18 protein-coding genes and 1 pseudogene are annotated in these 24,061 nt (G+C 65.1%); 9 read left to right on the top strand and 10 right to left on the bottom strand.

What is annotated here, in order from left to right; translation table 11 throughout:
* Positions 1 to 137: 137 nt before the first annotated feature.
* The gene (locus tag VLK31_RS15605) at positions 138 to 1,142 is read right to left on the bottom strand and encodes a FecR family protein (protein ID WP_409169322.1); all 1,005 of its coding nucleotides are present in this window, start codon (positions 1,140 to 1,142) and stop codon (positions 138 to 140) included.
* Positions 1,135 to 1,647, bottom strand: a complete 513-nt coding sequence (locus VLK31_RS15600; protein ID WP_409169321.1) for a sigma-70 family RNA polymerase sigma factor — start codon at positions 1,645 to 1,647, stop codon at positions 1,135 to 1,137. Before VLK31_RS15600 ends, VLK31_RS15605 begins: the two co-directional genes overlap by 8 nt.
* A gap of 132 nt (positions 1,648 to 1,779) precedes the next feature.
* Here VLK31_RS15600 and VLK31_RS15595 point away from each other — a divergent pair, with 132 nt between their 5' ends.
* The gene (locus tag VLK31_RS15595) at positions 1,780 to 2,304 is read left to right on the top strand and encodes a DUF2867 domain-containing protein (RefSeq protein WP_409169320.1); all 525 of its coding nucleotides are present in this window, start codon (positions 1,780 to 1,782) and stop codon (positions 2,302 to 2,304) included.
* 40 nt (positions 2,305 to 2,344) lie between these two features.
* Here the strand turns inward: VLK31_RS15595 and VLK31_RS15590 are convergent, their stop codons facing one another.
* The gene (locus VLK31_RS15590) at positions 2,345 to 5,110 is read right to left on the bottom strand and encodes an ATP-binding protein (protein WP_409169319.1); all 2,766 of its coding nucleotides are present in this window, start codon (positions 5,108 to 5,110) and stop codon (positions 2,345 to 2,347) included.
* Between the two features lie 167 nt (positions 5,111 to 5,277).
* On the opposite strand from VLK31_RS15590, the gene VLK31_RS15585 reads away from it, so the two are divergent.
* From VLK31_RS15585 to VLK31_RS15555, 7 genes are all read left to right on the top strand, one after another.
* A complete protein-coding gene (locus VLK31_RS15585) occupies positions 5,278 to 5,706 on the top strand; it encodes a response regulator (protein WP_409169318.1) in 429 nt (142 codons plus the stop codon).
* Between the two features lie 39 nt (positions 5,707 to 5,745).
* Positions 5,746 to 6,774, top strand: coding sequence for a LysR family transcriptional regulator (locus VLK31_RS15580; RefSeq protein ID WP_409169317.1), 1,029 nt, complete (start codon positions 5,746 to 5,748; stop codon positions 6,772 to 6,774).
* Between the two features lie 153 nt (positions 6,775 to 6,927).
* Positions 6,928 to 8,517: an AMP-binding protein gene (locus VLK31_RS15575; RefSeq protein WP_409169316.1), complete on the top strand. Its 1,590-nt coding sequence runs from the start codon at positions 6,928 to 6,930 to the stop codon at positions 8,515 to 8,517.
* 13 nt (positions 8,518 to 8,530) lie between these two features.
* Complete coding sequence (locus VLK31_RS15570; protein ID WP_409169315.1) at positions 8,531 to 9,769, top strand: acyl-CoA dehydrogenase family protein; 1,239 nt, start codon at positions 8,531 to 8,533, stop codon at positions 9,767 to 9,769.
* A 74-nt stretch (positions 9,770 to 9,843) separates the two neighbouring features.
* Positions 9,844 to 10,830: a Bug family tripartite tricarboxylate transporter substrate binding protein gene (locus VLK31_RS15565; protein WP_409169314.1), complete on the top strand. Its 987-nt coding sequence runs from the start codon at positions 9,844 to 9,846 to the stop codon at positions 10,828 to 10,830.
* Positions 10,831 to 10,943: 113 nt separating this feature from the next.
* The gene (locus tag VLK31_RS15560) at positions 10,944 to 12,041 is read left to right on the top strand and encodes an alpha/beta hydrolase (RefSeq protein ID WP_409169313.1); all 1,098 of its coding nucleotides are present in this window, start codon (positions 10,944 to 10,946) and stop codon (positions 12,039 to 12,041) included.
* A gap of 250 nt (positions 12,042 to 12,291) precedes the next feature.
* A complete protein-coding gene (locus VLK31_RS15555) occupies positions 12,292 to 12,564 on the top strand; it encodes a hypothetical protein (RefSeq protein WP_409169515.1) in 273 nt (90 codons plus the stop codon).
* Here VLK31_RS15555 and VLK31_RS15550 read toward each other — a convergent pair.
* Complete coding sequence (locus VLK31_RS15550; RefSeq protein WP_409169312.1) at positions 12,556 to 12,894, bottom strand: hypothetical protein; 339 nt, start codon at positions 12,892 to 12,894, stop codon at positions 12,556 to 12,558. The genes VLK31_RS15555 and VLK31_RS15550 overlap by 9 nt on opposite strands.
* Positions 12,895 to 13,587: 693 nt before the next feature.
* On the opposite strand from VLK31_RS15550, the pseudogene VLK31_RS15545 reads away from it, so the two are divergent.
* Positions 13,588 to 13,899, top strand: a pseudogene (locus tag VLK31_RS15545) (sigma factor-like helix-turn-helix DNA-binding protein); the annotation flags it as partial.
* Between the two features lie 238 nt (positions 13,900 to 14,137).
* Here VLK31_RS15545 and VLK31_RS15540 read toward each other — a convergent pair.
* The 6 genes from VLK31_RS15540 to tssI all read right to left on the bottom strand — a co-directional run bounded on the left by VLK31_RS15540 (position 14,138) and on the right by tssI (position 24,035).
* Positions 14,138 to 14,491, bottom strand: a complete 354-nt coding sequence (locus VLK31_RS15540) for a hypothetical protein (protein ID WP_409169311.1) — start codon at positions 14,489 to 14,491, stop codon at positions 14,138 to 14,140.
* A gap of 109 nt (positions 14,492 to 14,600) precedes the next feature.
* Positions 14,601 to 15,011 (bottom strand): RHS repeat-associated core domain-containing protein, encoded by a 411-nt coding sequence (locus tag VLK31_RS15535; RefSeq protein WP_409169310.1) that lies wholly within the window; start codon positions 15,009 to 15,011, stop codon positions 14,601 to 14,603.
* Positions 15,012 to 15,029: 18 nt separating this feature from the next.
* Complete coding sequence (locus tag VLK31_RS15530) at positions 15,030 to 15,422, bottom strand: RHS domain-containing protein (protein ID WP_409169309.1); 393 nt, start codon at positions 15,420 to 15,422, stop codon at positions 15,030 to 15,032.
* A gap of 167 nt (positions 15,423 to 15,589) precedes the next feature.
* A complete protein-coding gene (locus VLK31_RS15525) occupies positions 15,590 to 15,919 on the bottom strand; it encodes a hypothetical protein (protein ID WP_409169308.1) in 330 nt (109 codons plus the stop codon).
* Positions 15,920 to 20,884 (bottom strand): RHS repeat-associated core domain-containing protein, encoded by a 4,965-nt coding sequence (locus VLK31_RS15520; RefSeq protein WP_409169307.1) that lies wholly within the window; start codon positions 20,882 to 20,884, stop codon positions 15,920 to 15,922.
* A 76-nt stretch (positions 20,885 to 20,960) separates the two neighbouring features.
* Positions 20,961 to 24,035: a type VI secretion system tip protein TssI/VgrG gene (gene tssI, locus VLK31_RS15515; protein WP_409169306.1), complete on the bottom strand. Its 3,075-nt coding sequence runs from the start codon at positions 24,033 to 24,035 to the stop codon at positions 20,961 to 20,963.
* Positions 24,036 to 24,061 lie beyond the last annotated feature (26 nt).

Here is a 24,061-nt window from a genome sequence, read left to right as displayed (position 1 = left end):
GCGTGCGCGCGGGCGTATGAAAAAAGGGGCAGCGTCACGTCGGACATTCCTCGTCGGTTCTGGTTGATTGGAGCGTTCAACCTGTATGTCCCGCGAGGGGGCGCAAACCCGTCAGTGCATTGGTGGCGGTGTGTGCGCTACGCCGTGCGAACGTCCACGTACACCACCCAGTCGCCCCAGCGGCGCACCCGCAGCGGCAGGGTGTCGACCAGGGCCTGCAGCGCCTCCATCGGACGGTCCAGCGGGTAGACGCCGTACACGCCCACGCGCGCGGCCTGCGGGCTCACACGCAGCACGGCGGGCGTGTAGGGCCGCAGCGCCGCAATCACGTCGGCCAGCGGCTGGTCGTGCACTTCGAGCACGCCGGTGGACCATGCGCTCGGGTCGGCATGGGCAATGGACACGGGCTCGATGCGGTCGGTCTGCATCCAGGCGCTGCGCCCTTCCTGCAGATCGACGTGGGCATCTTCTTGTTGTGCGGTCAGCCGCACGCTGTGTTGCAGCGCCGAGACCAGCGTGCGCCCGTCGTGCTGCTGCACCATGAAGCGCGTGCCCAGCGCCTGCACGGTTCCCTGCGCGCTCTGCACGACGAAGGGCCGCCCTGCGTCGGCCGCCACCTGGGCGATCAACGCGCCCTCGCGCAGCCGCACGAGGCGCTGCGTGGCGCTGAAGTGCAGGTCCGCCGCGGAGCGTGCGTTCAGCAGCAGCTCGCTGCCGTCGTCCAGCACGAAGCGCCTGCGCTCGGCGGTGCGCGTGCGCAGGTCGGCCGCCCACGCCATCAGGGGGGCGCGCCGGTCGGCCCAGAGGCCGCTGCCCGCGGCCGTCAGCAGCGCCACGGTGGCACCCCCCAGCAGCGCGCGGCGGCGGGCGCGATGCTCGGAAGGCGCACTCAATGCGCGCACGTTCACCGGTGCGTGGCCGCCGGTCTGCAATTGGTTCAACACAGGCGCAATCCGCTGGCTCAACCGATGTTGCAAGGTAGCCCACGCTGCGGCGTGGGCCGGAGCGGCGGCAAGCCACTGCGCAAAGGCCTGGCGGTCACGGTCGTTGCTGTGGCCCGAGTCGAGCCGCACCAGCCAGTCGATGGCCTCTTCAGTGACGGCGTCGAGGGGCGCCGCCGCGTACCCCTGCATCTCAGGCATCGGGTTGTGCGGGGCAGGTGTAGAGGTGCACGATCGCCTGCTTCACGTAGCGCTCCACGGAGGTGATCGACACGCCCATGCGCGCCGCGATCTCGCCGTGCGGCAGGCCTTCGAGCTGGCGCAGCAGGAAGGCCTCGCGCACCTTTGGCGGCAGGCCGTCGAGCCACCGGTCCAGCGTTTCGATGGCTTCGCGCACCAGCGCATAGGCCTCGGGCGAAGGCGCAAGTTCTTCCGGCTGAGTCGCCAGCGCGTCGAGCCAGGCGCGTTCCAGTTCGCGGCGGCGCCAGAAGTTGTAGAGCACGCGCTGCGCCAGCGTGGTCAGGTAGGCGCGCGGCTCGCGAATCGCCTGCGTCTGCCCACCGACGATGACGCGCACGAAGGTGTCCTGCGTCAGATCGGCGGCCGTGTGGCCGTCGTTCAGGCGGCGCCTCAGCCAGCCCTGCAGCCAGTCGCGGTGCTCGCGGTAGAGCGCGTCGATCGGGGCTGCCGAAGCGGGGGAAGGCATGGCGTGAAAATGCAGACAATGAGAATTACTCTCATTCTACCCGGCGAGTTTTCCGGCCCGGCGTTGCGCTGAACACGCACTGGCCACGCACTGCACACGCGCTGAATGAATCGGCAACCGCACAATCCCCGCATGACTAAGCACAGCGTCCGCCCCGTACCCCTGCCGGCCGAAAGCGATATTGCCCACATGTTCGCCGGTGCCCACCTGGCCGACGCCTTCGCCATCACGCTGCCACCCGACGCGCCGCAAGACACCGAGGCGCTGGCCCGCTTCGCGCTCGGCAACCCTGCTGCGTGGTTCCGCGCGCTGCTGGTGGTGCGCGACGCCATCGTGCGGCCGTTCGGCATCAAGACCTCGTCGCGGATTCGCCGCGAGCTTGGGCGCGACGGCGCTGCCACGCACATCGACTTCTTTCCCATCCTGGCGCGCCGCGCTGGCGAGTTGATCGTCGGCGAGGAAGACCGGCACCTGGACTTTCGTGCCTCGTTGCTGCAGCGGCCCTCGGCCGACGGGCGCGGGCGCGAGCTGGTCATGACCACGGCGGTGCACTGCCACAACCTGCTCGGGCGCATCTACATCTTCGTGATCGGGCCATTCCACCGCCTGGTGGTGCGCTCGGTTCTGGCGCGGGCCGCGGCGCGCGGCTGGCGCTGAGCGCGGCACCGCGCCAGCCGCATCAGCGGCATCAGCGGCGTCAGCCGCGGTACAGCGCGTCCTGTATCCGCGCCAGGTCCGGCGGCTTCGCAAAGTGCGCGTCGAAGCCCGCGTCCAGCGCCTTGCCGCGGTCCGACTCCTGGCCGTAGCCCGTCAACGCCAGCAGCACCATGCCGCGCGAACGCGCATCGGCCCGCACGCGCCGCGCCAGGTCGTGCCCGCTCATGGCCGGCAGGCCGACGTCGAAGATGCCCGCGTCGAAAGACTCGGCCTGCAGCAGCTCCAACGCGCGCTCCGCGCTTTCCGCGGTGCGCACCTCGTGCCCTTCGAGCGTGAACCAGTCGGCCAGCACCACCAGCGCGTCGCGGTTGTCGTCCACCAGCAGCAGCCGCAACCGCGCGCGTGCGTCGGCGGGCGCCGCGACGGGCGACAGCGCGGCCGGCGCCTCGTCGCGTGCCAGCGGCAGCCGCACGGTGAAGCGGCTGCCCTGTCCTGGCCCCTCTGAATGTGCCGCGATCGTGCCGCCGTGCAGCCGCACCAGGCTGCGCGCAATGGCCAGGCCCAGGCCCAGCCCGCCGGCGGCGCGCTGCAGTTGCTGCTCGCCCTGCACGAAACGCTCGAACACCTGCGCCAGCAGCGCCGGCGCAATGCCGATGCCCGCGTCGGCCACGGTGAGTTCGGCGTGCCCTTCGTGCGTGCGCAGCGTGATGTCGATGCGCTCGTCGGGCCGGGTGAACTTGGCGGCGTTGTTCAGCAGGTTGCCCACGATCTGCGCCAGGCGCAGCGGGTCGCCCTGCACGGCCACCGGCGCGGCCGGCAGCGACACGTGCGGCATGTGCGTGCGTGCCTGCAAGGCGGGCAGCGTGAGCTCCAGCGCCTTGGCCACGGTGTCGCGAAGGTCGATGCGCTCGGGCCGCAGCACGATCTTGCCGGACACGATGCGCGAGATGTCCAGCAGGTCGTCCACCAGCCGCGACAGGTGCTTCACCTGCCGCTCGATGATCTGCCGCTCGCGCGGAAACGCCGTGTGGTCGCGCCGCTCGATGAGCGTGAGCGCCAGCGAAATGGGCGCCAGCGGGTTGCGCAGTTCGTGGCCCAGCATGGCCAGAAATTCGTCCTTGGCCTTGCTGGCCACTTCGGCCTGCGCCTGCGCCTCGCGTGCGCGCGTCAACAGGCGCACGTTGTCCAGCGCCAGCGCCGCGCGCTGCGCCAGCTCGCCGATGAGCGCGCCGTCCTCCGGGCCAAAGCGCCGCTTCGAGCGGTCCTGCAGGATGGCCATGGCACCGATGGTGCGGCCGCGCGCCACCAGCGGCACCACGCAAGCGGCGGTGATCTCCAGCCCCTGCATGAACTCGCGCAGCTGCGGATGCGCGGCGTCGAGCAGGCCCGGCTCGTCCAGGTTGTGAAGATAGGTCTGGCCGGTGGCAATGGCCCACGGAAAGAAGCCGGGCACGTCGGCCGGCGCCTGGCGCGCGCCCACCATCGCGGCAATCTGCGCGCCGCGCGCGGGGTCGGCATGGTGCGTGAGCTTGCGCTGCAGCACGCCGTGCGCGTCCAGCAGGTCGATGCGGCAGAGGTCGGCCACGTCGGGCACGATCACCTCGGCAATGGCCTGCAGCGTGGAGTCTTCTTCGAGCGAGCGCGACAGCGCCGCGCTGGCGCTCACCAGCCGCTCCAGCCGCAGCTGCGCGGCCTGCGCCGCGGTGCGGGCGTCGCGCTCGGCGCCCAGCAGGCGCTCACGCTCCACCTCGTGCTGCAGCCGCTGCGCCGCGGCCGAGGCCAGCGCCTTGCCCACGGCATCGACCTCGGCAATGCCGGAGCGCACGTTCGTCAGCGGCTGGCCCAGGCCCAGGGCGTCGGCGCTTTGCCGCAGCCGTGCCATGGGGCGCGTGATGGCGCGCGACATCCACCAGGCGGCCAGGCCGCCGACCAGCAGCGAAACCAGCAGGCCGCTGCCGTAGGCAATGAGCGTGCGGCGCATGTCGTCTTCGGCCACGGCGGTGGGCGCGCCCAGGGCCACGGTCCACGGCGCAAAGTCCAGCCGCGAGACGGCGGTCTGCACATGCGTGCCGTCCACGTTGCGGGTGGTGCCGACGAATTCCGAAAGGTCGCGCCGCGCGCCGAGCAGTTCTTTCAGTGTGTCGCTGGGGGCCTGGCCGCGAAAGCGCTCGTCTTCGCGCGAGCGCGCCACGCGCAGGTCGTTGGAGTCGAAGATCGACACGGCCCAGCCTTCGGGCACGCGCTGGCGCGTCAGCACCGCGTGAATGGCCTCGGGCCGCACCACGGCCGTGAGCACGTAGCGCACCGCGTCGTCGCGCACCACCGGCACGCGCACCGCAAATGCCAGGTTGCCCCGCGGCCCGGGCGTGAGCGGGCCGACCGCCGGCTGCCCGGTGCGCACCACCTGCGCCAGGCTCTCGGACTCCACCACGCCTGCGCCGCCGTTGACGGCGCCCTCGGTGCTGAAGACGACCTTGCCGTTGGGCGCCACCAGCAGCACGCCGCGCCATTCCGGGTGCGAGGCGCGCAGCGCCTTTGCCAGCAGCAGCGCATCGACCAGGCCCGACGACTCCGCCGCGCCCAGCGGCTCCGTCAGCGCCAGCGCCTGCAGCGCGGCCGTGGTCAGGCGCAGCTCGCTGTCTACAGCGGTGGCCAGCGCGCGCGCCACGCCCAGGGTGGAGGCCTGCGTCTGCTCGCGCTGGCCCTTGAGCAAACCGTGCAGCGCGAAACCGCAGACGACGGCCAGCGGCAACAGGGCCGCGGAAGCAACCAGCAGCAGTCGGGCCGACAGGGTGGGGGTGCGCATGGAAGAGGGGGGCTGAGCGAGAGGGAGCGGCGCGTGGGTGCTTTTGCGAGAGCCGATATTGTGGCGCGGCCTGTGGCGTTGCAGGCGTGCCGAATGCGGCGGCGGCAACATTTGAAAGCGTCTTTTGACTACATCGCGCAACGCTCGCAGGCCCGACCGTGCATGCCATGAAACTTGCCGTGTACATCGTCGAAGACGATCCGCTGATCCAGGACAGCCTGAAGGTCGTCATCGAGGGCTACCTGCGTGCAGAGGTGATGGGCTCGGCGCCGTCGGAGGCCGAGGCGGTTGCCTGGCTGCACGCCAACAACGGCAGTTGGCATTTGCTGGTGGTCGACCTGCAGTTGGCGCAGGGCTCGGGGCTGGGGGTGCTGGCAGCCATCGAGGGGATACGCAGCATGGCGAGCCAGGGCCAAAGCCCGAGCAAGCGCAAAGCCAAGGTGCGGGGCATGGTGGTGGCGCTGACCAACGCCGCATCCGCCGGCAACCGTGCCGAGTGCCTGCGGCTGGGTGCGGACGCGGTGTTCGACAAGGCCGCGGAAATCAACCAGTTCCTCGCGTACTGCGAGCAGAAGGTGCCCGGCGCCAGGTTCTGACGCGCGGGCGGTGGGTGCGGGGGTCAGAATCGCCGGTTCATGGAACTCCGATCCCTTCGCTACTTCATCGCCGTGCTCGAAGCCGGCAGCCTGTCGCGCGCGGCAGGCGCGCTGTATGTGGCGCAGCCGGCGCTCACTGCGCAGATCAAGAAGCTGGAGACAGAGCTGGGCACGCAGCTCTTCGAGCGCTCGCACGTGGGCGTCACGCCCACGGCGGCCGGCCTGCAGCTCTACCAGGACGCACGCAAGCTGCTGTCTGATGCCGCCGCCATGCGCGAGCGCCTGCAGCGCGCGCCCGACGGGCTCGAAGGCTCGGTCACCGTGGCAGTGCCTTTTTTGTTGGCCTCGCTGCTGCTCGGCCCGGTGCTTGCGCGGCTGAAAAAGGCCCACCCGCGCATTCGCGTGTTCGTCATCGACGACCTGAGCCTGATGGTGCGCAAGGCCATGGTCGAGCGGCGCGCCGACATCGGCATCTTGGTCGACACCGAGTACGTGAGCGGCCTCGATGTGAAGCCCTTCGTGCGCGAGGCGATGTTCGTCTGCGGCTTCGACGCGAACGGCGATGTGGCGGCCCTTGCGCAGCCACCCGCCGGCAAAAAGGCCGCCCGAGGAAAGACCCGGACGGCTCCCGCGCAGCGCCCCGAACTCGCCTTCGCCCATGCGGCCAGCCTGCCGCTGGTGCTGCAGTCGCGCCGCTTCAGCATTCGCGCACAGGTCGAGGAAACCGCTGCCGACCTGGGCCTGGAGCTGAACATTGCGCACGAGCACGACTCGGCGCGCGTGATCCGCTCGCTCTACCTGGCCGGCGCGGGCTTCACCTTTTCCCCGGCCTGCGCCATGGGCGAAGCCCCACCGGCCGGCAGCCAGTGGCTGGTGGCGCGCGTGGTGCAGCCCGACCTGGCGCGCACCTACTTTCTGGCCACCCCTTCGGCACGCGAACCCGAGCCCGACCCTGTGGTGCAGGCGGTGCGTGACGCGTTGGTCGACGAGGCGCGCGACATGATCGCCTCGGGCCGCTGGGAGGCCGAGTTTCTGCTCGGCCAGCGGCGCGCACCCGCCAAGCCATAGCGCCCGGGCCATAGCACCGGGCGCGTTGCGCAAGCCCGGTCATCAACTTTATTGATGGCCGCGCATCAGCAATCGGTATTTGTTGTGGCGTGCCGTCTGCTGACAAAGTCGTTTCCATTCCGTGCCCAGACACGGGCATTCAGGAGACACAGCTTGCAACCCACCGCCCCGGAGATCGCCAACGTCGGCGTGCTCGTATCCCGTGCCGCGCGCATCCATGCGAAGCGCCTGGCCCTCACCAGCGCCACACGCTCGCTCACCTACGAGCAGCTCGACCAGCGCGCCAACCGGTTGGCCAATGCGCTGTGCGGGCTCGGCCTGCAGCGCGGCGACCGCGTGGGCGTGTACCTGCCCAACTGCACCGAAATCGTCGAGCTGGAGCTGGCCTGCTACAAGGCCGCGCTGGTGAAGGCGCCCATCAACGCGCGGCTCGCGCCGGTGGAGGTGGCCGAGGTCATCGCCAACAGCGAGGCCACGCTCATCGTCACCACGGCCGAACGTGCCCAGAGCTTTCTGGCGCACCTGAAGGGCGCGGCACCGCGGCTGCTGCTGCTCGATGCCGACACCAACGCCAACGCCAACGCGCACACGCCGACCTCTTACGAAGGCGTGCTCGCGCTTGCCAGCGACCGCTTCACCGCCGTGCCCGTGCGCGCAGACGACCTGGCGGTGCTGCACTACACATCGGGCTCCAGCGGCGTGCTGAAGGCCGCGATGCAGACCTTCGGCAACCGACTGGCGCAGCTGCGCAAATTTCTCATGCGCGCCGACAGCCTGCGCCCCGGCGACCTGATGGGCCTGGTCGGGCCCATCACGCATGCGTCGGGCATGCAGCTGATGCCCGCGCTGTGCAGCGGTGCCACCGTGCGCCTGTTCAGCGGCTTCGAACCCGCGCGCTTCATCGCGGAGATGAAGCGCGAGCGCGTCACCCACACCTTCATGGTGCCCACCATGATCAACATGCTGCTGGCCGAAGTGCAGGGCAACTACCGCCCGCTGCCCGACTTGCAGCGACTGGGCTACGGCGCAGCGCCGATGGCGCCGGCCCGCATCATGCAGGCGATGGACGTGTTCGGCCCGGTGCTCTCGCAGGGCTACGGCGCGGGCGAAACCACCTCCGGCGTGTGCGGCCTGAGCGTGGAAGACCACCTGTTCGCGCGCGCCGCCATGCCGGAGCGGCTGGCCTCCTGCGGGCGGCCGTTTCTGGAGTCGGTGGTGGACATCGTCGATGACGAAGGCCAGCCGGTGGCGACCGGAGAGATCGGCGAAATCGTGGTCGGCGGCGCCGACATCTTCGCGGGCTACTGGCGCGCGCCGGAGCTCACGGCCGAGGTGCTCAAGCACGGCCGCTATCACACCGGCGACCTGGCGCGCGCGGACGACGACGGCTACATCTACATCGTCGACCGCAAGAAAGACATGGTGATCAGCGGCGGCTTCAACGTGTACCCCTCTGAAGTGGAGGCGGTGCTCTACCAGCACGCCGCCGTCGACGAGGCCTGCGTGTTCAGCGTGCCCGACGACAAATGGGGCGAGGCCGTGGCCGCGCACATCGTGCTCAAGCCCGGTGTGGCGGCCGACGCCGCCGCGCTAGACGCCTTCTGCGCCGAGCGGCTCGCGGGCTTCAAGCGGCCGCGCCACATCGAGTTTGTGGAGGCGCTGCAGAAGAACGCCAACGGCAAGATCGCGCGCAAGCTCATCCAGTCGCCGTACTGGTCTGGCCACGACCGCCGCGTGAACTGAGGAGCACCCACGCATGAACACACCTGCTACCACCTCACCCGAAACCACCGCCGCGTCCAGCGTGCGCTCGCCCCTGTTCGGCGGGCCCTTCGAAGGATCGGAGCGCGCGGCCGAACTGATTGCGCGCATCGGCGATTTTCTGCACGGCGAACTGGCCACGCTGGTGCGCGAGGAAGGCATCGACCACGAGCACAGCCCGGCCAAGGCCGTGCTGCAGCGCGTGTGGCGCCGCTCGCACGCACTCGGCTTCTACGGCATGACGCTGCCCACGCACATGGGCGGCCTGGGCCTCTCGCTGCTCGACCATGTGCTGGTGAAGGAGTCGATCTATGCAAGTGGCTCACCGCTGGCGCCGCACGTGTTCGGCGAGCTCAGCGGCCCGCCGCGCGTGGGTGCGCTGGCACGCCATGCCACGCCCATGCAGATGGCCCAATTCATCGTGCCGGTGGCGCAGGCCGAAAAAGCCATCTGCTTCGCGCTCACCGAAGCCGAGGCCGGCTCCGACCCCGGCGCGCTGCAGACCCAGGCCCGGCTGGACGGCGACAGCTACGTGCTGAACGGGCGCAAGCGCTTCATCTCGGGCTCGCCCTTTGCCGACTGCGCGGTGCTGATGGCCTCCACCTCCGACAGCCCGGAGCGGCGCGAAATTTCTGCCTTCTTCGTCGACCTGCACCAGCCCGGCGTGCAGGTGCAGACGGGCTACAAGACCATGGCCGGCCAGTCGACCACCGGCGACATCGTGCTGACAGACTGCCGCGTGCCGGCCACCCACCTCATCGGCGAGCCGGGCCGCGGCCTGGCGCTGGCGCTGGGGCGCATCACCGTCAACCGGCTGCTGCATTGCCCCGCCATGGTGGGCCTGGCCACGGTGGCGCTGAAAGATGCGCGCGACTACGCCCGCACGCGCCGCCAGTTCGGCCAGCCGATTGCGCAGTTCCAGGCCATCCAGCATTCGCTGGCCGACATGGCGACGCAACTGGCCGCGGCGCGTGCGCTGATGCTCAGCACCGCGCGCCAGCTCGACGCCGGCGGCGACGCGCGCGCCGATGCATCGATGGCCAAGCTGTTCTGCTCGGAATCGGCCTTTCGCATTGCCGATGCGGCGGTGCAGATTCATGGCGGCGAAGGCATCGTGCAGGGCCGGCGCGTGGAATTTTTGTTTCGCATGCTGCGCATGTACCGCGTGCTGACCGGCACCAGCGAGATACAGAAGAACATCATCGCGCGCGAACTGATCGGCGAGGCGCTGTAGACGCAGCACCGCCGCCCACTGCAATGCAATGCAATGCAGCAGACCCGAAGAACAACGAGACGGAGACAAACGAAATGAACACCGACCTGACCCGCCGCGCGCTGTGCCGCGCACTTGCCGCATCGCCCCTGCTGCCATTGGCCGCCGCCTCGCACGCGGCCGACAAATGGCCCAGCCGGCCCATCAAGTGGGTGGTGCCCTACCTGGCCGGCACCGCCCCCGACACCGGCGCGCGCATCCTCGCGGAGGCGGCGGGGCCGTTGCTGGGGCAGCCGATCATCATCGAGAACAAGGGCGGCGCGGCCGGCAACATCGGCGCGCGCCAGGTCGCACGCGCCGCGCCCGACGGCTACACCTGGATCTATTCGGCCGGCCCCATGGCCGCCAACGCGCTCATGTACCAGAGCCCGGGTTACGACGTGATGAAAGACTTTCGCCACGTCATGCGCCTGACCACGGCGGACGTGCTGCTCATCGTCAACCCCGCGTCGGGCATCGAGAGCCTGCAGGAGCTGATCGCCCGCGCGCGCGCCAACCCCGGCAAGCTCGACTACGCGTCGGGCGGCGTGGGCACGCCGTCGCACCTGGGCGTGGAACTGTTCCTGAGCGCCGCGGGCATCAGCGCCACGCACGTGCCGTACAAGGGCGCGTCGGAACTGGTGAATGCCGTGCTGGGCAACCAGGTGAGCTTTGGCATGCCCATTCTGGCGGTGGCCTCCCCGCAGGTGAAGGCGGGCAAGCTCAAGGCACTGGGCGTGGCCGCAGCCCAGCGCAATGCCACGCTGCCCGACGTGCGCACGCTGTCCGAGCAGGGCCTGAAGGGCGTGGAGCTCAGCTCCTGGGGCGGCCTGTCTTTGCCCGCCGGCACGCCAGACCCCATCGCCCACCGCATCTACGAGGTGTTCAGCCGCATCCTGAAAGAGCCGAAGGTGGTCACTGCCATGACGGAGCTGGGCAGCCAGATTGCGCCGTCCACGCCCGAAGGCTACCTGCAGGTGATAAGGAACGAGATCGACCAGACCGCTCGCATGATGAAGAGCGCGAAGATCGCGCCGCTCTAGGGCCCGGCAGATGTAGCACGCTTGTTTCATGTCCGCACGCGCAGGTGGGGTTTGAACGGAGGCCTCCTGCGCCGTCGTGGTGAGAGCATCACCGCGCAACACAGGAACACGCCATGAATCAACGGATTGCCTCCCTCGCCGCGCTGCTTGCGGCCTTGGTGCTGGGTGCCTGCGCGCAGACGCCGCAGACCTATGCCGAGAAAGCCACCGCGCAAGCCACGGCCAACGCCCAACCCGGCGCGCGGCGCTCGCCCGCGCAGACCAGCCCCGCGCCCACCAGCGACGTCAGCCCGCAGATGCAGGCGCTGATCGCAGGGCCGTACCCGGCCCACTTCAACGCCGACCCGAAGAACGCCGCCGAATGGAAGGCCCTGGTCAACAGCCGCGCCGCGCCCGTCATCGCCGCCATTCCGGCGCTGAAGCAGAAGCTTGGCGTGAGCGTGCAGGCCACCAGGATGGCGGGCGTCAACGTGTTCATCGTCACGCCCGCCAAGATTGCGCCGGGCAACGAGCGGCGCCTGCTCATGCACCTGCATGGCGGCGGCTACGTGTTCGGCCCCGGCGAGTCGGCCCTGCCGGAGGCGATGCTGCTCGCCAGCATCGGCGGCTACAAGGTGGTGTCGGTCGACTACCGCATGCCGCCCGACTACCCCTACCCCGCCGCCATGGACGACGCCATGGCCGTGTGGAAAGAGCTGCTCAAGACCAACCGAGGCCGCGGCATGGCGGTGTTCGGCACCTCCACCGGCGGCGCGATGACGCTGGCGCTGGTGCTGCGCGCCAAGGCCGAGAACGTGCCGCTGCCTGCTGCCATTGCACCGGGCACGCCGTGGTCCGACATCGCGAAGATCGGCGACACCTACCAGACCAACGAATGGATCGACAACGTGCTCGTCACCTGGGACGGCTGGCTGGGCCGCGCCGCGCTGCTCTACGCCGGCGGGCGCGACCTGAAAGACCCGCAGCTGTCGCCCATTTATGGCGACTTCAAGGGCTTTCCGCCGGCCATCCTGACGTCAGGCACGCGCGACCTGTTCCTGTCGAACACCGTGCGCACCCACCGCAAGCTGCGCCGCGCGGGCGTGGAGGCGGAGCTGAACGTGTACGAAGGGCAGTCGCATGCGCAGTACGGCATCAACCCTGATGCGCCGGAGACGCGCGAGGCGTTTGGCGACATCGCGCGGTTTTTCGACAAGCATCTGGGGCGTTGAAGGGGTGTTGAATTGGCGCTGCGGGGTGTGTTGACGCGCGCCGCGCCGCCCGCTCTTTCACGCCTGCCGAGCCGCGCTGAGGCGCAGCGCCTGCACCACCAGCGGAAACGCAAGCTCGACACGCCGGAAAGAAGGACTGCGCGGCCACCGAGAAAATTGCCGACCTGCCGCGCCCGCTGACAACGACGGCGCCCCCGCGGGCTACACCCCCGCTGCGGGAGATATCAGCTAGTACGCGCCGTGGGGCAACCTGGCGATCTTTCACAAGGACTTTGCGTTCTCGAGCGGGCTGGTGCGGCTGGGGCGGGGTGATTCGGGGATTGCTGCGGTTCCTGGGGGGCGTGGTGGTGACTTTGGAGCTTGTGAGGGCTTGATGAGATCCGGCGGGGACTGGCTCCACTCAGTTAGCGGAATGGTCCGCTCGAAATCAGCGTTTCAGCAGCCTGCTGAATTTCAGCAAGACTCTATTTTTGCGAAACACCCTTGCCAAGCAGATATTTTTCCTGACGGAAAGTTAGTTTGAGTTTTTCAAGAATTGATGCAAGCAAGCAGGGCAAACGTATTTCAAATCAGAGTCGGAGAATATTTTTCTAATCAAAAGGCGATCATTCATCTTTTTCAAATTCTTTTCTCGGTCGATAAGATGAACTTCAGATATTTCCGAGTCTTTGAAAAATCGTTGGAAAAAATGCCTGCTGACAAAATTTTCGGAGATTCTTTCGAAGGCGCTTGTTTTTATTTTGCAAGCATCGATGGGGCCTGGAATTTTACCTTCGTCGATTGCAAGAAAAAAATCGGAAGATGTGACAACGAAATTCTGGATGCCGTGCTTTTCACAAATTGCCGGTTTCATTTGAAGTCCGCCATTTCCCTGGTTATTTCGTTTTCTCTTGCGTCGGCCAAATTTGGCCGGAATTCATCAAATTCTTAGATAGGGCGAGCAAAAAATCGCTTGAAATATCAGCAAGTTGCAAAATTTTGTTGTCAACCGTCTCTCCAATATCTCCCTGGTTGACGTGTTCAAGATATTTCGTCATGTCTTCTTTGAATGCCCTGAAATTCTCACACTCGCCCGATAAAAATATTTTTTCAGAGCGGTAGGTGCTTTAGGGACGCGTTTTCCAAGCCATAACTTTAAATTCTGCAGCGTGCCAAATGCATGTAATGTTAATAGTGGATCCATCGGCTATGCAGCAGTTGCGTCAGTCTCGTGTCATCTTGGTTCAGAAGCCCGATGAATAGCGGATGCCTGATCGGAGGCCTCAGTCCTGCGTGCTTGGTCGTTCATAAGTCGAACGTCACTTCACGTCTTGTGGCCCTGATTAATTTTATTCAAACCTCGTTCTGCATGGTGCTATATGAATCATGGTATTTTGTAATTCGATTCTTCGAATGAAGAATTTTCTCGGATGCACTTCCCGCACATATGAGCCAACTCTCTGTTGGTTGCCGTCGAAAATTGACCCTCTAAGCGCAGTAATTTCCGTCTAAGACTGAACCACGGAAAACCCGACCCTGCTAATTTTTAAAGCAGGGGATCCTAGGAGTGATAGACGTGGCGACATTGAGTGTCATCAGACGCTGGGCCCTGCGCGAGCAGATGTCCATTCGCGAGATAGCCAGGCGTACAGGCCTGTCTTGCAATACCGTAAAGAAGTACCTGCGAGCGGGCGAAGAAATGCCGCGCTATGCCAAGCGGACGAGCTCGAGCAAGCTCGATCCCTATGCCGAGAAACTTGCGACCTGGCTCGCGATCGGGGCCACCAAATCGCGCAAACAGCGGCGCAATCTGCGGCAAATCCACACACCCAACCTAAAAAGTAGAACATCAGGCACTTATCGACACAGTGAAGCCTTCAGGCTCACAAAGCGGGTGGGTCAGTATTCGATGGAAATCTAGGGTCAGAGATCAGCGGGATTCGACAACAAGGGCATTAGTACGTCCACAGTGCGGCCGACGAGTTAAGTCGGCCAAAAAGCGGTGGCTTTAGACTGGACGGCAATGAAAAATATCATGGACACACCCGTATTTTAATATTGCAGGCGATTTAAGAGAAAAGAGGGCTTTAGATTGCGTTGCACAACCAATATTCAATTCAGGGCTGCTCGTCGAGCCATTCGAAAAGTTTTGCGTTTATCTCATGGAGCATGTGAATATTTCCAATTACCACGCGCTCTACTCCGGCACTCGCCGTTGAATCATATGAAACTAAATTGTCGACTTCATCTATAATAATTATTAACAGGCTGCCAATTTGCTCATTTTTAACGGAAAAAATCGGGTTGCCATTCCTGAAGGGTACCCCGTTGCTGAATTTGGTGTTGTAGTATCCGATAGTGTATGGCGTATCGTGCTTTTCCAAGTTGCCGATTTTTGATTGAAATAAATCTACAAAATGCCGCTCTAGTTTTTGATAAACCGAGGCGTCTTGCAAGTAGTTCTCGAACATTTTAATTAACAAAAGCCTTCCCAGAGAGCACCTCAATATCGACGCGCTCGTGCTTCGTGTCCTTCACCATAAACGTGGCACTAACTTGCGCGTCAATACCCCCACATTTTCAGGCGTTGTCTATGAAATTTTCAGCTTTCGTGAAAGCAGGCTGCCTGATCGCGAGATCTTTTTTATTTAATTTCTTTTTCAATTCTTCCATTTTGTTTTTTGCATCAGCGGCAGTTAATGGGATTTCTTGATTCCAGGAAACGGATTCTTCAAGTTTCGCGCCTTGAGCTTGAATTCTTCCTCTATGAGCAGCCAGTCCGAGCGGGTCAATCCACTGGGTTGGATCCAAAACATATTGGTGGAGGTTAATTCCCCCCAACAACCCAATCGGGTCTTTGGATACAAACCTCCCCACTACCGGGTCGTAGTACCGATGCCGGTTGTAATGCAGCCCGGTCTCCTCGTCCAGATACTGCCCCTGAAACCGTATCGGGTTTTTCAACCCCGCCCGCTCGGCTGTCTTGCTCAATAGCAGCCGGGCATCACCTCACGCCTTGTATTTCGCCTCCCAGGCCAGCTGGCCCGTCTCGTCCGTCAGCTCCATCGGCGTACCGAGGTGGTCGCACTGGTAATAGTGAATGTTCTCCAGCGGTGGTAGCTCTCCGGTCTTCTCCCGCCCCGGTTCGAACATCCCGTTGAACAACGGGTCCCGGTCCATGTCGTAGTCGCCCGTGTCCCCGATATACGCACCCGCCACGTCGGCCGGGCGCCGCAAAAAGCTGTTCGTCATTCCTTGTTCAGTCCGGGCCTGCATGAGCGGCACAAAGCTGTCCGGCTCGAAGACGTAGTGCACCGTGCATTGCCGCGCCGAGTCCGACTCCCACACCATCTGGTCGCCGTCCCAACCGAAGAGGGTGGTGCCCAGGTTGCGCTCCTTCATCTGCCACTGGTACTCGCTCGCCGTCTTGCCGCTGACGCCGTCGGATCCAGCATGTTGCTGGCCGAGCTGCAGGCAAAAATCGCATTGCCGCCCAAGCGCTGAGCTTGCAGCAGGCGACTCCCAGGAGTTAGAAAAAAAGAAAGCTATTTATAGCACTCGACTACTGCTTATTTTTCCTGCATTTTATTTATCCCAAACATTTCCTCCAAGGAAATGTTTTCATCTATATCGTCAATGATGATGTATGGCCTGCCGCCAATCGTTTTTTTAAATAGATCGTACAAATCTTTTGAGTAAAACAAGCGATCCAAAAACAGATCAGAATTGGAGATTTTTTGAACTCCGATATCGTATCGTCCTGCGCTTTTTATTTTTTTGTCTTTCAATGAAATAGCCTTTTCTGATTTGTTTGCGCAAAACTCACTTTCCCCAAGCAGTTGAATAAATGCTGAAGCAGAATTTTCGCCATGCAGGCGCAGGGTAAATTCGTCACTCATTTATGCCCCGTCTCCATGCGGACGGCCACGAACAATAGGTAAAGTACTAGGATTTTTAATCCCGATGTGACTCTCGTTTGGATCTGTAGTGGCATGCCCATTGTCGTCAAGTTGATTTTCAAGTGGGCATTGCTTATGAATATGAGCATTTAAACCCGACTTTGGCGTAACGTTTCCACGGGAGTCGAGCCGACTTTGATTTCCATGCCGATGAATTCGAACTTTAGACCCGTCCGGGTGATTCCAGTTTTCATTATTAGCATTTCCGTTCGTCCGAGAAAATCCTTCTTTTTGCAAAATGCTACGTACTTGAGGAACACGTTTTCCACGCAATGCCGGTAAGTCTGAAGCTGCGCTCAATCCAAAAGGATCAATCCACCTCGTTGGATTCGGCGCATATTGCTGAAGGTTAATTCCCCCCAGCAACCCAATCGGGTCCTTCGATACAAACCTCCCCACCACCGGGTCGTAATACCGATGCCGGTTGTAATGCAGCCCGGTCTCCTCGTCCAGATACTGCCCCTGAAACCGTATCGGGTTCTTCAACCCTGCCCGCTCTGCTGTCTCGCTCAATAGCAGCCGGGCCTCACCCCAGGCCTTGTAGTTCGCCTCCCAGGCCAGCTGGCCTGTCTCGTCCGTGAGTTCCATCGGCGTACCGAGGTGGTCGCACTGGTAATAGTGAATGTTTTCCAGCGGTGGCAGCTCCCCATCCTTGCCCAGTCCCGGTTCGAACATCCCGTTGAACAGCGGATCGGTGTCCATGTCGTAGTCGCCCGTGTCCCCCATGTACGCACCCGCCACGTCGGCCGGGCGCCGCAAAAAGCTATTCGTCATTCCTTGTTCAGTCCGGGCCTGCATGAGCGGCACGAAGCTGTCCGGCTCGAAGACGTAGTGCACGGTGCGCTGCCGCGCCGAGTCCGACTCCCACACCATCTGGTCGCCGTCCCACCCGAACAGGGTCGTGCCCAGGTTGCGCTCCTTCATCTGGCGCCAGTATTCGGTCTCGCGGTATCGGCTGCCGTTGTCCGAACTGACGACGATGATGGGTTCGCTGCGCTTGGCGATGCGCCGGCCCAGCGGGTCGTACAGGAAGGTGGTGTGCGTGTCTTGCGTGCGCGCTGCGCTCATTCGACCCAACGCATCCCACACGAAGCGCGTGTTCTGTCCGTTGTGCAGGCGCTGGGTCATGTTGCCGCGGGCGTCGTACGCGAAGTGCGTGCCTGCGTAGTCCTTCACCAGGTTGTCGAGGATTGCAGGGGTGTTGTTCAGCGTGCCCGCTTGCCTGGCCGCCGGCGCCGTCGGGTCCAGGATGTTGCTGGCCGGGTCGAAGGCAAAGGTCTCGCTGCCCCTTTGGCTGTGCGATTGCACCAGCCTGCCCACGGGGTCGTAGCTGTAGCTCAGGCCGCCACGGCGGCTGTCGCCTATGTCGGTCAGTTGGCCGGCCCGGTCGTACTGGTAGCTGCGGCGCAGGTTGAAGGCTGAGCTGATCGTGTTTCCTGCGCTCTGGCTGAACCGCTCGGCCCGGTTCAACACCTGGGCCTTCAATCGCCCGGCCGGGTCGTACTGGCGTTCTTCGGCGATCTGATTGGCCTGGGTTCTCTTGACCTCGCGGTGCAGGTCGTCGCGCTCGATCTGCAGGGCCTCCACATCGTCCAGCATCAGCCCGTGCACATGGCCGCTGCCGTAGGTCATCCAGGAGGTCTTGTGGCCGTCGGGGCGGGTGGTCTGGATGCGGTTGCCCAGTTCGTCGTGGCGATGCTGCCAGACGGCGGTCAGTGGCTGTGTGGAGGGACGGCCCCAGTCATCGATCAGGTAGTGGTGGTGTTCCGTGCGCACATTGCCCGCAGGGTCGTGGAACCACTGCAAGTGGATGTGCGCGTTCCTCGCATCCGTGAGCTGCCCGTTGCCGTCGTAGGCGTAGGTGTCGGTCTGGGCGTGCTCGTGGTCCAGGGTTCGCCTTGCAGGCATCCCGTTCCGGCTTGCGGGCTCGATGTACAGCGCCGCGCTGCGCGCGATCAGGCGCCCCATCGGGTCGAAGTCCAAGCGGGTGGCCGAGTCGCCCTCCACCACCTCGCGCAGGATGCCGGTGGACGACTGGTAGGCGTACTGGGTCCTGCTGCCGTCGAACTGCACCTCGGCCAGCAGCTTGCCCATCGGGTCGTAGCTGAAGCTGTACGTTCTGGCGTTCTCGTTGCGCAGAGCAGTGAGCCGGCCCAGGCGGTCCCACTGGTAGTCGATGGTGTGGCGGTTGGCGTCGGTGCGCTGGACGATCAGGCCGGCGGCGCTGTAGCGGTAGCGGGTCTCGCGTTGCAGGGCATCGCGGTGTGCGAGCAGGCGGCCTTCGGCGTCGTACTCCAGATGCTCCAGCGCCCCATCGGGGTTGGTGAGCTTGGCCAATTGGCCGCGCTCGTAGTGGTACTGGGTGGTCTCGCCGGCCGCATTGCGTTGCTTGACCAGCCGGCCGCGCTCGTCATAGGCCCAACTCGACTTCTTGCCCGAGCAGTCGGTGTACGCAGTGAGCTGGCCCGCCTCGTCGTAGGCGAGCTTCTTCTTGCCGCCCTTGGCGTCGGTGATCTCCACCGGCAATCCGTGTTCGTTGTAGGCGTACCCGGTCTTGTGGCCCAGCGGGTCGATCTCTTCGACCAGGTTGATGCCGTCGTAGTCGCGCTTCCAGGCATGGCCCTCTGCATCCCGGATGCCCGTGAGGTTGTCCTTGTCGTCGTAGGCGAAGTGGGCCACCGAGAAGTCGGCCCGGGTGTGGCTGAGGACGTTGCCGCGCGCGTCGTAGCTGTAGCGCTCCTGGCTGCCGTCGGGGCGCATGTGCAGCGTGACGTTCTTGTTGGCGTCGCGAACGAACCATTCTTCATGCGCGCAGATGGTCTGGCTGACGGGGTCGGTGACTTCCGGGTAGATGAGGCGGTAGGTGTAGCCCAGGATGTCGTAGTAGCAGCGGGTTCTTGCGCCAAGCGCGTCGATGACGGTAACCAGCCGGATGTTGTCGTTCCACACCAGGGTGGTGCCGAAGCTGCCGTCGTCGGCCCATTCGCGGTAGGCCTTGGCGCTGGCGCTGTTGGCCGGGGTGATGGCGGCCCTGAAGCCGTCTTCGTGCATCCATTGCAGATGAATGCCGCGCCCGGTGCGGTCGCTGTAGTGGTTCACCAGGTGGCTGTCGTCCTGGTAGGCATAGGCCCAGGCGTGCTGGTCTTCGTCGCTTGCGGCAACAAGGTCGCTGCTGCCGTCGGCGCGGTCCTGGTAGGTGTAGCTGGCCAGCTGGCGTACGGCCTGGCTGCCTTGCACCAGCCACAGGCTGTGGATGCGGCCCTGCGCGTCGATGGCGGTGCTGACATGGGTGTCGCCGCTGACGATGTCGGAGAGCTGGTCGCCGTCGTGGCGGTAGCGCAGTTCGGTTTGCTGGCCGGCCCGCGTGCGCTGCGAGGCCAGGCGGTACACGGCCGTCTTGTTGCGTGTGTCGGGCTTGGCGTTGCGCCAGAAGGCCGGGGCCAGCTCGAAGGTTTCGACGAGGTCGCGCCCGAGGCTGAGGATCAACAGGCCGTCGTTGCCGCGCCCGAGCGTGAGGTGCTCGATGGGGTTGTGGTGGGTCTGGCCGGTGGCGTCCGGCTGCTCCGGGTCGGGGCCGGCGAGTGAGGGGAACTCATGGCTGCGGCCATCGGCGCCGAAGTAGGTCAGGCGGCCGTCTTCGGCCTGATCGATGCGGGTGGTGTAGGGCGTGATCCAGCGCGCGCCCAGGCAGGCATGGGAGGTCTGGTCGTACGCGCCCAGCCTGGAATAGTAGGTGCGACTCCAGACGATGGGCATCAGCCCGGGCAAGGCGAAGTCGGTGTGCGAGATGGTTTCGCTGCCGGACACGAAGCTGATGGCGTTGGCCGTGGTGACCTTGGGCCGGGGGCAGGGGCAGTGACTGGGGTCCGGTATTCCCTTGGTCACCTGCGCGCTTGAACCGTCTACCTCGGGCGAGCCTTTCGCGCGGTCGTGCCTGGCTTGGGTCTTGCCGTTGATCTGGACGCCGCCCTTGTTGCGCGCCAGCTTGCGGGTCACGGCCTCGGAGATTCTGACGAGCAGCCAGCCGATGCTTTTGACGGTCTTCTTGTCGGCATGCGCCAGCAGCTTTTGCTTGACGGCGTCGCCCACGGTTTTGAGGGCCGTGGCGGCGTGGATCAACTTGACATCGGCTCCCACGCTTTTGATGCCCGCCGCAAAGGCGGCATTGCCTTTCTTGCGCAGCTCCAGCAACGCGGCCTGGCGCAGTTTGGCGGCTTTTTCTCCGAGGGCGCCGACCACGGCTGCCCAGTAGTTGCTGTATTCCTTGTTGGGATCGCGCAGTGGCCGCTCGGGCGGCGGGTTGTCGTCAAAGATCTTGCCGGCCGCGAGTTTTTGCAGGCCCTGCGCCCAGTTGCCGGTGAGCGCCTCGGCCTTGGCCCCGGCATCGCCCAGCATGCTTTCGAGCTTGGTGCTGGCCTCGTCGATGAATTTCTCGATGTCCCCGGCCAGCGTGGCATTCAGGTGGTTGACGATCATGCCCACCAGCGCCTCGCTCATGGCATGGGCGGAGGTTTGGAGCGCGCCGCGCGCCAGGTGCAGCGTGGGGCGCAGCGCGGTGCGCGCGGCATTGCCTGCGCCGGGGAGGATGCCGATCAGGTTGATGCCCATGCTGGCCCAGAGCAGGAGTTTGTCGAGCTCGTCCCTGGCCTTGTCGGTGGTCAGCGAAATGATGTCGCACAGCGCGTCGAGCAACGCCAGGATGTTGCCCAGCACCGGAATGGCGCCGGCCACGGTCATCACACGTTCCAGCGTGACCCAGTCGCGGGTCATGGCGCGCAGCCAGCTGTCCACGATGCGTGCGGCCGCCCCGACGTCCTGCACCGCAATGGCGGTCAACGGGACGATGGCGGTTTCTTTTTGTGCGGCTATTTTTTCTATCTGTGCCGGGGTCAGCGGGGTTGCCATGCGGGCTCCTGGGAATGTTCGAAGGGGTGGGGTTTGCTGAAGCGAAGCGCGCCGCCGCGGCGTGGCGTCGCGGGGGTCAGCTCAGGGTCTGCATGAGGGAGATGCCGCAGGGCAGCCGGGCCATGGGCTCGCTGCCAGCGCGACCGGTGGAAGCCGGTACAGCGCCAGCGATGGCGCTCACGGCCTTGCCGGCGATGACGCTCACGGCCTTGCCGGCGCTGTCGCCAAGAAGGCCTGTGGCGGCTGTGCCCGCCACACCGCGCAGGGCCTTGTCGACCGTGCCTTTCAGGCCGCCTTGCAGGCCGTCTTGCAGGCTTTTGTTCAAGCCTTCGAGGCCGCCACCGCCCAGGCCCGACTGGGCTTGCCTCATCAGGCCGCCCAGCAGGTCGCTGCCCGCCGTGGGGGCGCTCTGGGCACTCACGGGGGCTTCGTCCTTGCGCTCGGGCCAGGTGGGCTTGCCGAAGTAGCTGGCGTCGTCCCACGGGTTGCGCGGGTCTTTGCCGAAACTGACGATGGCGCCGCCGGGAGCCAGGCCGGACACCAACGCCTTGCCGGCGCTGTCGAGCGTGCCGGTCTTGACCTGCCCGGTGGCGTCCGTGACCTTGTAGTCGGCCCCCTTGAGCCCTTGCACCGCGCCGTTGTAGATGCTGTTGAGCTCCAGCTGCCCCTTGCCCGGCTTGCGCCCTTCCGGCAGGCTGGGGCTGCCTCCGCTGCCGGGCCCCACCAGGCTGTGGCTGCTGGCGTGCTGCACATGAGGGCCGGTGGTCCCGCTCTCGATGCTGCCGCCCTTGTACCGGGTGTAGCTGCCGCCCCCGCTGACCAGCAATTCGGTCTTCGCCTCGATCGTGATCTTGTCGGCCCGGATCGTGATCTCGTCCTTGGCCAGCAGGTTGATGCAGGTCTTCAGTGCCTGGATGTCGATGTCCGCCTGCGCCGCAACAATCTTGATGCCCTTCTGCGCGGCAAAGAGCTTGATCGCCTGCAAGGCCACGCCCAGCAGGCTGTCCCCGCTGGTGATGCTGGTGTGCTTGCCGCTGGTGATCGCGGTGTGCTCCACGCTGGCGATGTGGGTGCTGAACTGGCTGGTGGTCTCGATGCCCGCGGGGGACGCCAGCACCAGGTGCGGCTGGGCAAGCTCCGGAAACTGCCCCTCGGCCGGGTCGCCCGCGCCATCGCCCTTCACCGCATCGTTCTGCTCCTTGAGCGCCTGGGCGACGAGGGCCTGGTCGTTGCCTTCCTGCGCCTTGTTCTTCTGCGCCTCCTGGGCGGCGCTGTCGTGCAGGTCGCGCGCCTCGCTCAGGCGTTGGCGCGTCTCGCCGCTGTCGAGCAAATGGGCCTGTGCGTTGGGCCGCGCTTCGGTGGTGATGAGCAGGCCTTGTCTGGCCCGGATCGCCCCATGCGCGTCGGTGCGCAGCTCGAAGCCTTCGCCGCGTGCGTCCTGGCGTCCGGCGTTGCCGTCGATGCGCGTCACATGCCCCAGGCTCAGCGAACTGCTCTGGTGGTCGCTCTTGAGCTGCGCCTGGATCTTGCGCTCGCTGTCGTCCAGGATCAGGTGGTTGGAGCGCCCGCCCGCACTGTTGCCCCCTTGCTTGACCAGCTCCCGGCTGCGCAACCCCGACAACGCCGCCTGTCCGGGCAGCGCCCACGGCGGCAGGTTCATCTGGTTGTGCACCCGGCCCGTACAGATGGGCAGGTCGGGGTCGCCACCGATGAAGTCGACGATCACCTCCTGGCCGATGCGCGGCACCTGCACGCCGCCCAGCTGATTGCCCGCCCAGGGCGAGCTCACGCGCAGCCAGCAGGTGGAATGCTGGTTCTTCTCGCCCACGCGATCCCACGGAAACTGCACCTTGATGCGGCCCAGTTCATCGGTCCACAGGTTCTCGCCTTCGGGGCCCACGACCAGCGCGACCTGCGGGCCGTGCGTGTGCGGCTTGGCTCTGAGCAGCGCCGGGCGCAAGGGCTCGGTGACGGGGTGCACCGTGAAGTCGACCTCGACGCGCCATGCCTGCTTGCGGTGGGCGGCAGTGTCGATGCCTTGGCTCTCCTGCGCGATGTTCTCGATGAGAAAGCGGGCGTCCAGCACCAGGTACTGAATGTTGGCCGCTTCACGTGGATGCTTCAGCAGCTTGAAGGTGCCCCCGGGCACCATGCCGCGCAGATAGCCGCTGGCCTTGGCCCGCGCACCGTGGCTGCGCAGGGCCTGCATGCGCAGCCGTGCGAGGCGCTGGCCTTCGGCAAGGGGGTCGTTGGTGCCGGCGCCCGCACGCGGCTGCACGTAGTGGCTGCCGGCCCGGCTGTCGTGCCACTGGTAGACCTCCTGCTCCGCCTGCCCGGTGGGGCGGGGGTCGGCGCGCTTGACGCTCAGGTCGGCCGCGGGCCGTGTGTAGTCGTAGTCGCGGCTGGCATAGCGGCCGCTGGTGAGCTGGTGGTGCGGCGCAAAGCTGTGGATGTACTCGGCATCGACCTTCCAGCCCGGGGCGTGGTACTCCACGCTCTGGTAGGCCGCGCTCGCCATGGGCTCGTGCGCACCCATGTTGTCGGTGAGCACCAGGCGGTGCTTGCCGTCGCCGTGCTGAAAGTGAAAGTTGATTCCCCATTCACAGCACAGGCGCTCGAAGAAGGCAAAGTCGCTTTCGTTGAACTGGGTCTGGTAGTCCCTGGCGGGGTAGGTCTCGTTGAGGTGCTTGTCGACGGGAAACGAATAGTCGGCGAGCAGTTCGTCCAGGATGTCGACGACGGTCTTGTTCTGGTAGATCCTGCAGTCGCTGTTCAGGGTGCACAGGTGCAGCCAGGGGCGCAGGGTGAGCTTGTATTGAACGTGGCGGCCTTCTTCGCTCCAGAACTGCGCGTCGGTGATGAGGGCGTTGATCTCGCGCACGCCTGAACCCGAATTGCCTGCATCGCTGCCCACTGCGCCAGACACGAACTGGCCCGCGCCGTCCAGCTCGATCCGGCAACTGATCTCGCGCCCGATGCAGTCGTCCAGGTCGATGTCCGCGGCCGAGCCGAAGCTGAAGTTCGATGCGTCGGGGGTCTTGAGCAGCAGTTCGTATTCGAAGAGGGTGTTGATGCCCTCCACGCCCGACAGGCGAACAGGCTCGAATGAACCGGGGATTGCAGGGCTGGAGACGGCGAGGGTTTGAGGCATGCGCGGGACTCGGTGGGGCGGTCCCA

Source organism: Variovorax sp. H27-G14 (assembly GCF_046156345.1).
Classification (GTDB): domain Bacteria; phylum Pseudomonadota; class Gammaproteobacteria; order Burkholderiales; family Burkholderiaceae_C; genus Variovorax.
Note: the sequence above shows the minus strand (reverse complement) of the source record. Positions and strands in the feature narration are given on the sequence as shown.

Bases quoted from the DNA above. Each gene is read 5' to 3' on its own strand.
- VLK31_RS15605 (WP_409169322.1), bottom strand. From the start codon at position 1,142: ATGCCTGAGATGCAGGGGTACGCGGCGGCGCCCCTCGACGCCGTCACT.
- VLK31_RS15600 (WP_409169321.1), bottom strand. From the start codon at position 1,647: ATGCCTTCCCCCGCTTCGGCAGCCCCGATCGACGCGCTCTACCGCGAG.
- VLK31_RS15595 (WP_409169320.1), top strand. From the start codon at position 1,780: ATGACTAAGCACAGCGTCCGCCCCGTACCCCTGCCGGCCGAAAGCGAT.
- VLK31_RS15590 (WP_409169319.1), bottom strand. From the start codon at position 5,110: ATGCGCACCCCCACCCTGTCGGCCCGACTGCTGCTGGTTGCTTCCGCG.
- VLK31_RS15585 (WP_409169318.1), top strand. From the start codon at position 5,278: ATGAAACTTGCCGTGTACATCGTCGAAGACGATCCGCTGATCCAGGAC.
- VLK31_RS15580 (WP_409169317.1), top strand. From the start codon at position 5,746: ATGGAACTCCGATCCCTTCGCTACTTCATCGCCGTGCTCGAAGCCGGC.
- VLK31_RS15570 (WP_409169315.1), top strand. From the start codon at position 8,531: ATGAACACACCTGCTACCACCTCACCCGAAACCACCGCCGCGTCCAGC.
- VLK31_RS15565 (WP_409169314.1), top strand. From the start codon at position 9,844: ATGAACACCGACCTGACCCGCCGCGCGCTGTGCCGCGCACTTGCCGCA.
- VLK31_RS15560 (WP_409169313.1), top strand. From the start codon at position 10,944: ATGAATCAACGGATTGCCTCCCTCGCCGCGCTGCTTGCGGCCTTGGTG.
- VLK31_RS15550 (WP_409169312.1), bottom strand. From the start codon at position 12,894: ATGAAACCGGCAATTTGTGAAAAGCACGGCATCCAGAATTTCGTTGTC.
- VLK31_RS15540 (WP_409169311.1), bottom strand. From the start codon at position 14,491: ATGTTCGAGAACTACTTGCAAGACGCCTCGGTTTATCAAAAACTAGAG.
- VLK31_RS15530 (WP_409169309.1), bottom strand. From the start codon at position 15,422: ATGAAGGAGCGCAACCTGGGCACCACCCTCTTCGGTTGGGACGGCGAC.
- VLK31_RS15525 (WP_409169308.1), bottom strand. From the start codon at position 15,919: ATGAGTGACGAATTTACCCTGCGCCTGCATGGCGAAAATTCTGCTTCA.
- VLK31_RS15520 (WP_409169307.1), bottom strand. From the start codon at position 20,884: ATGGCAACCCCGCTGACCCCGGCACAGATAGAAAAAATAGCCGCACAA.
- tssI (WP_409169306.1), bottom strand. From the start codon at position 24,035: ATGCCTCAAACCCTCGCCGTCTCCAGCCCTGCAATCCCCGGTTCATTC.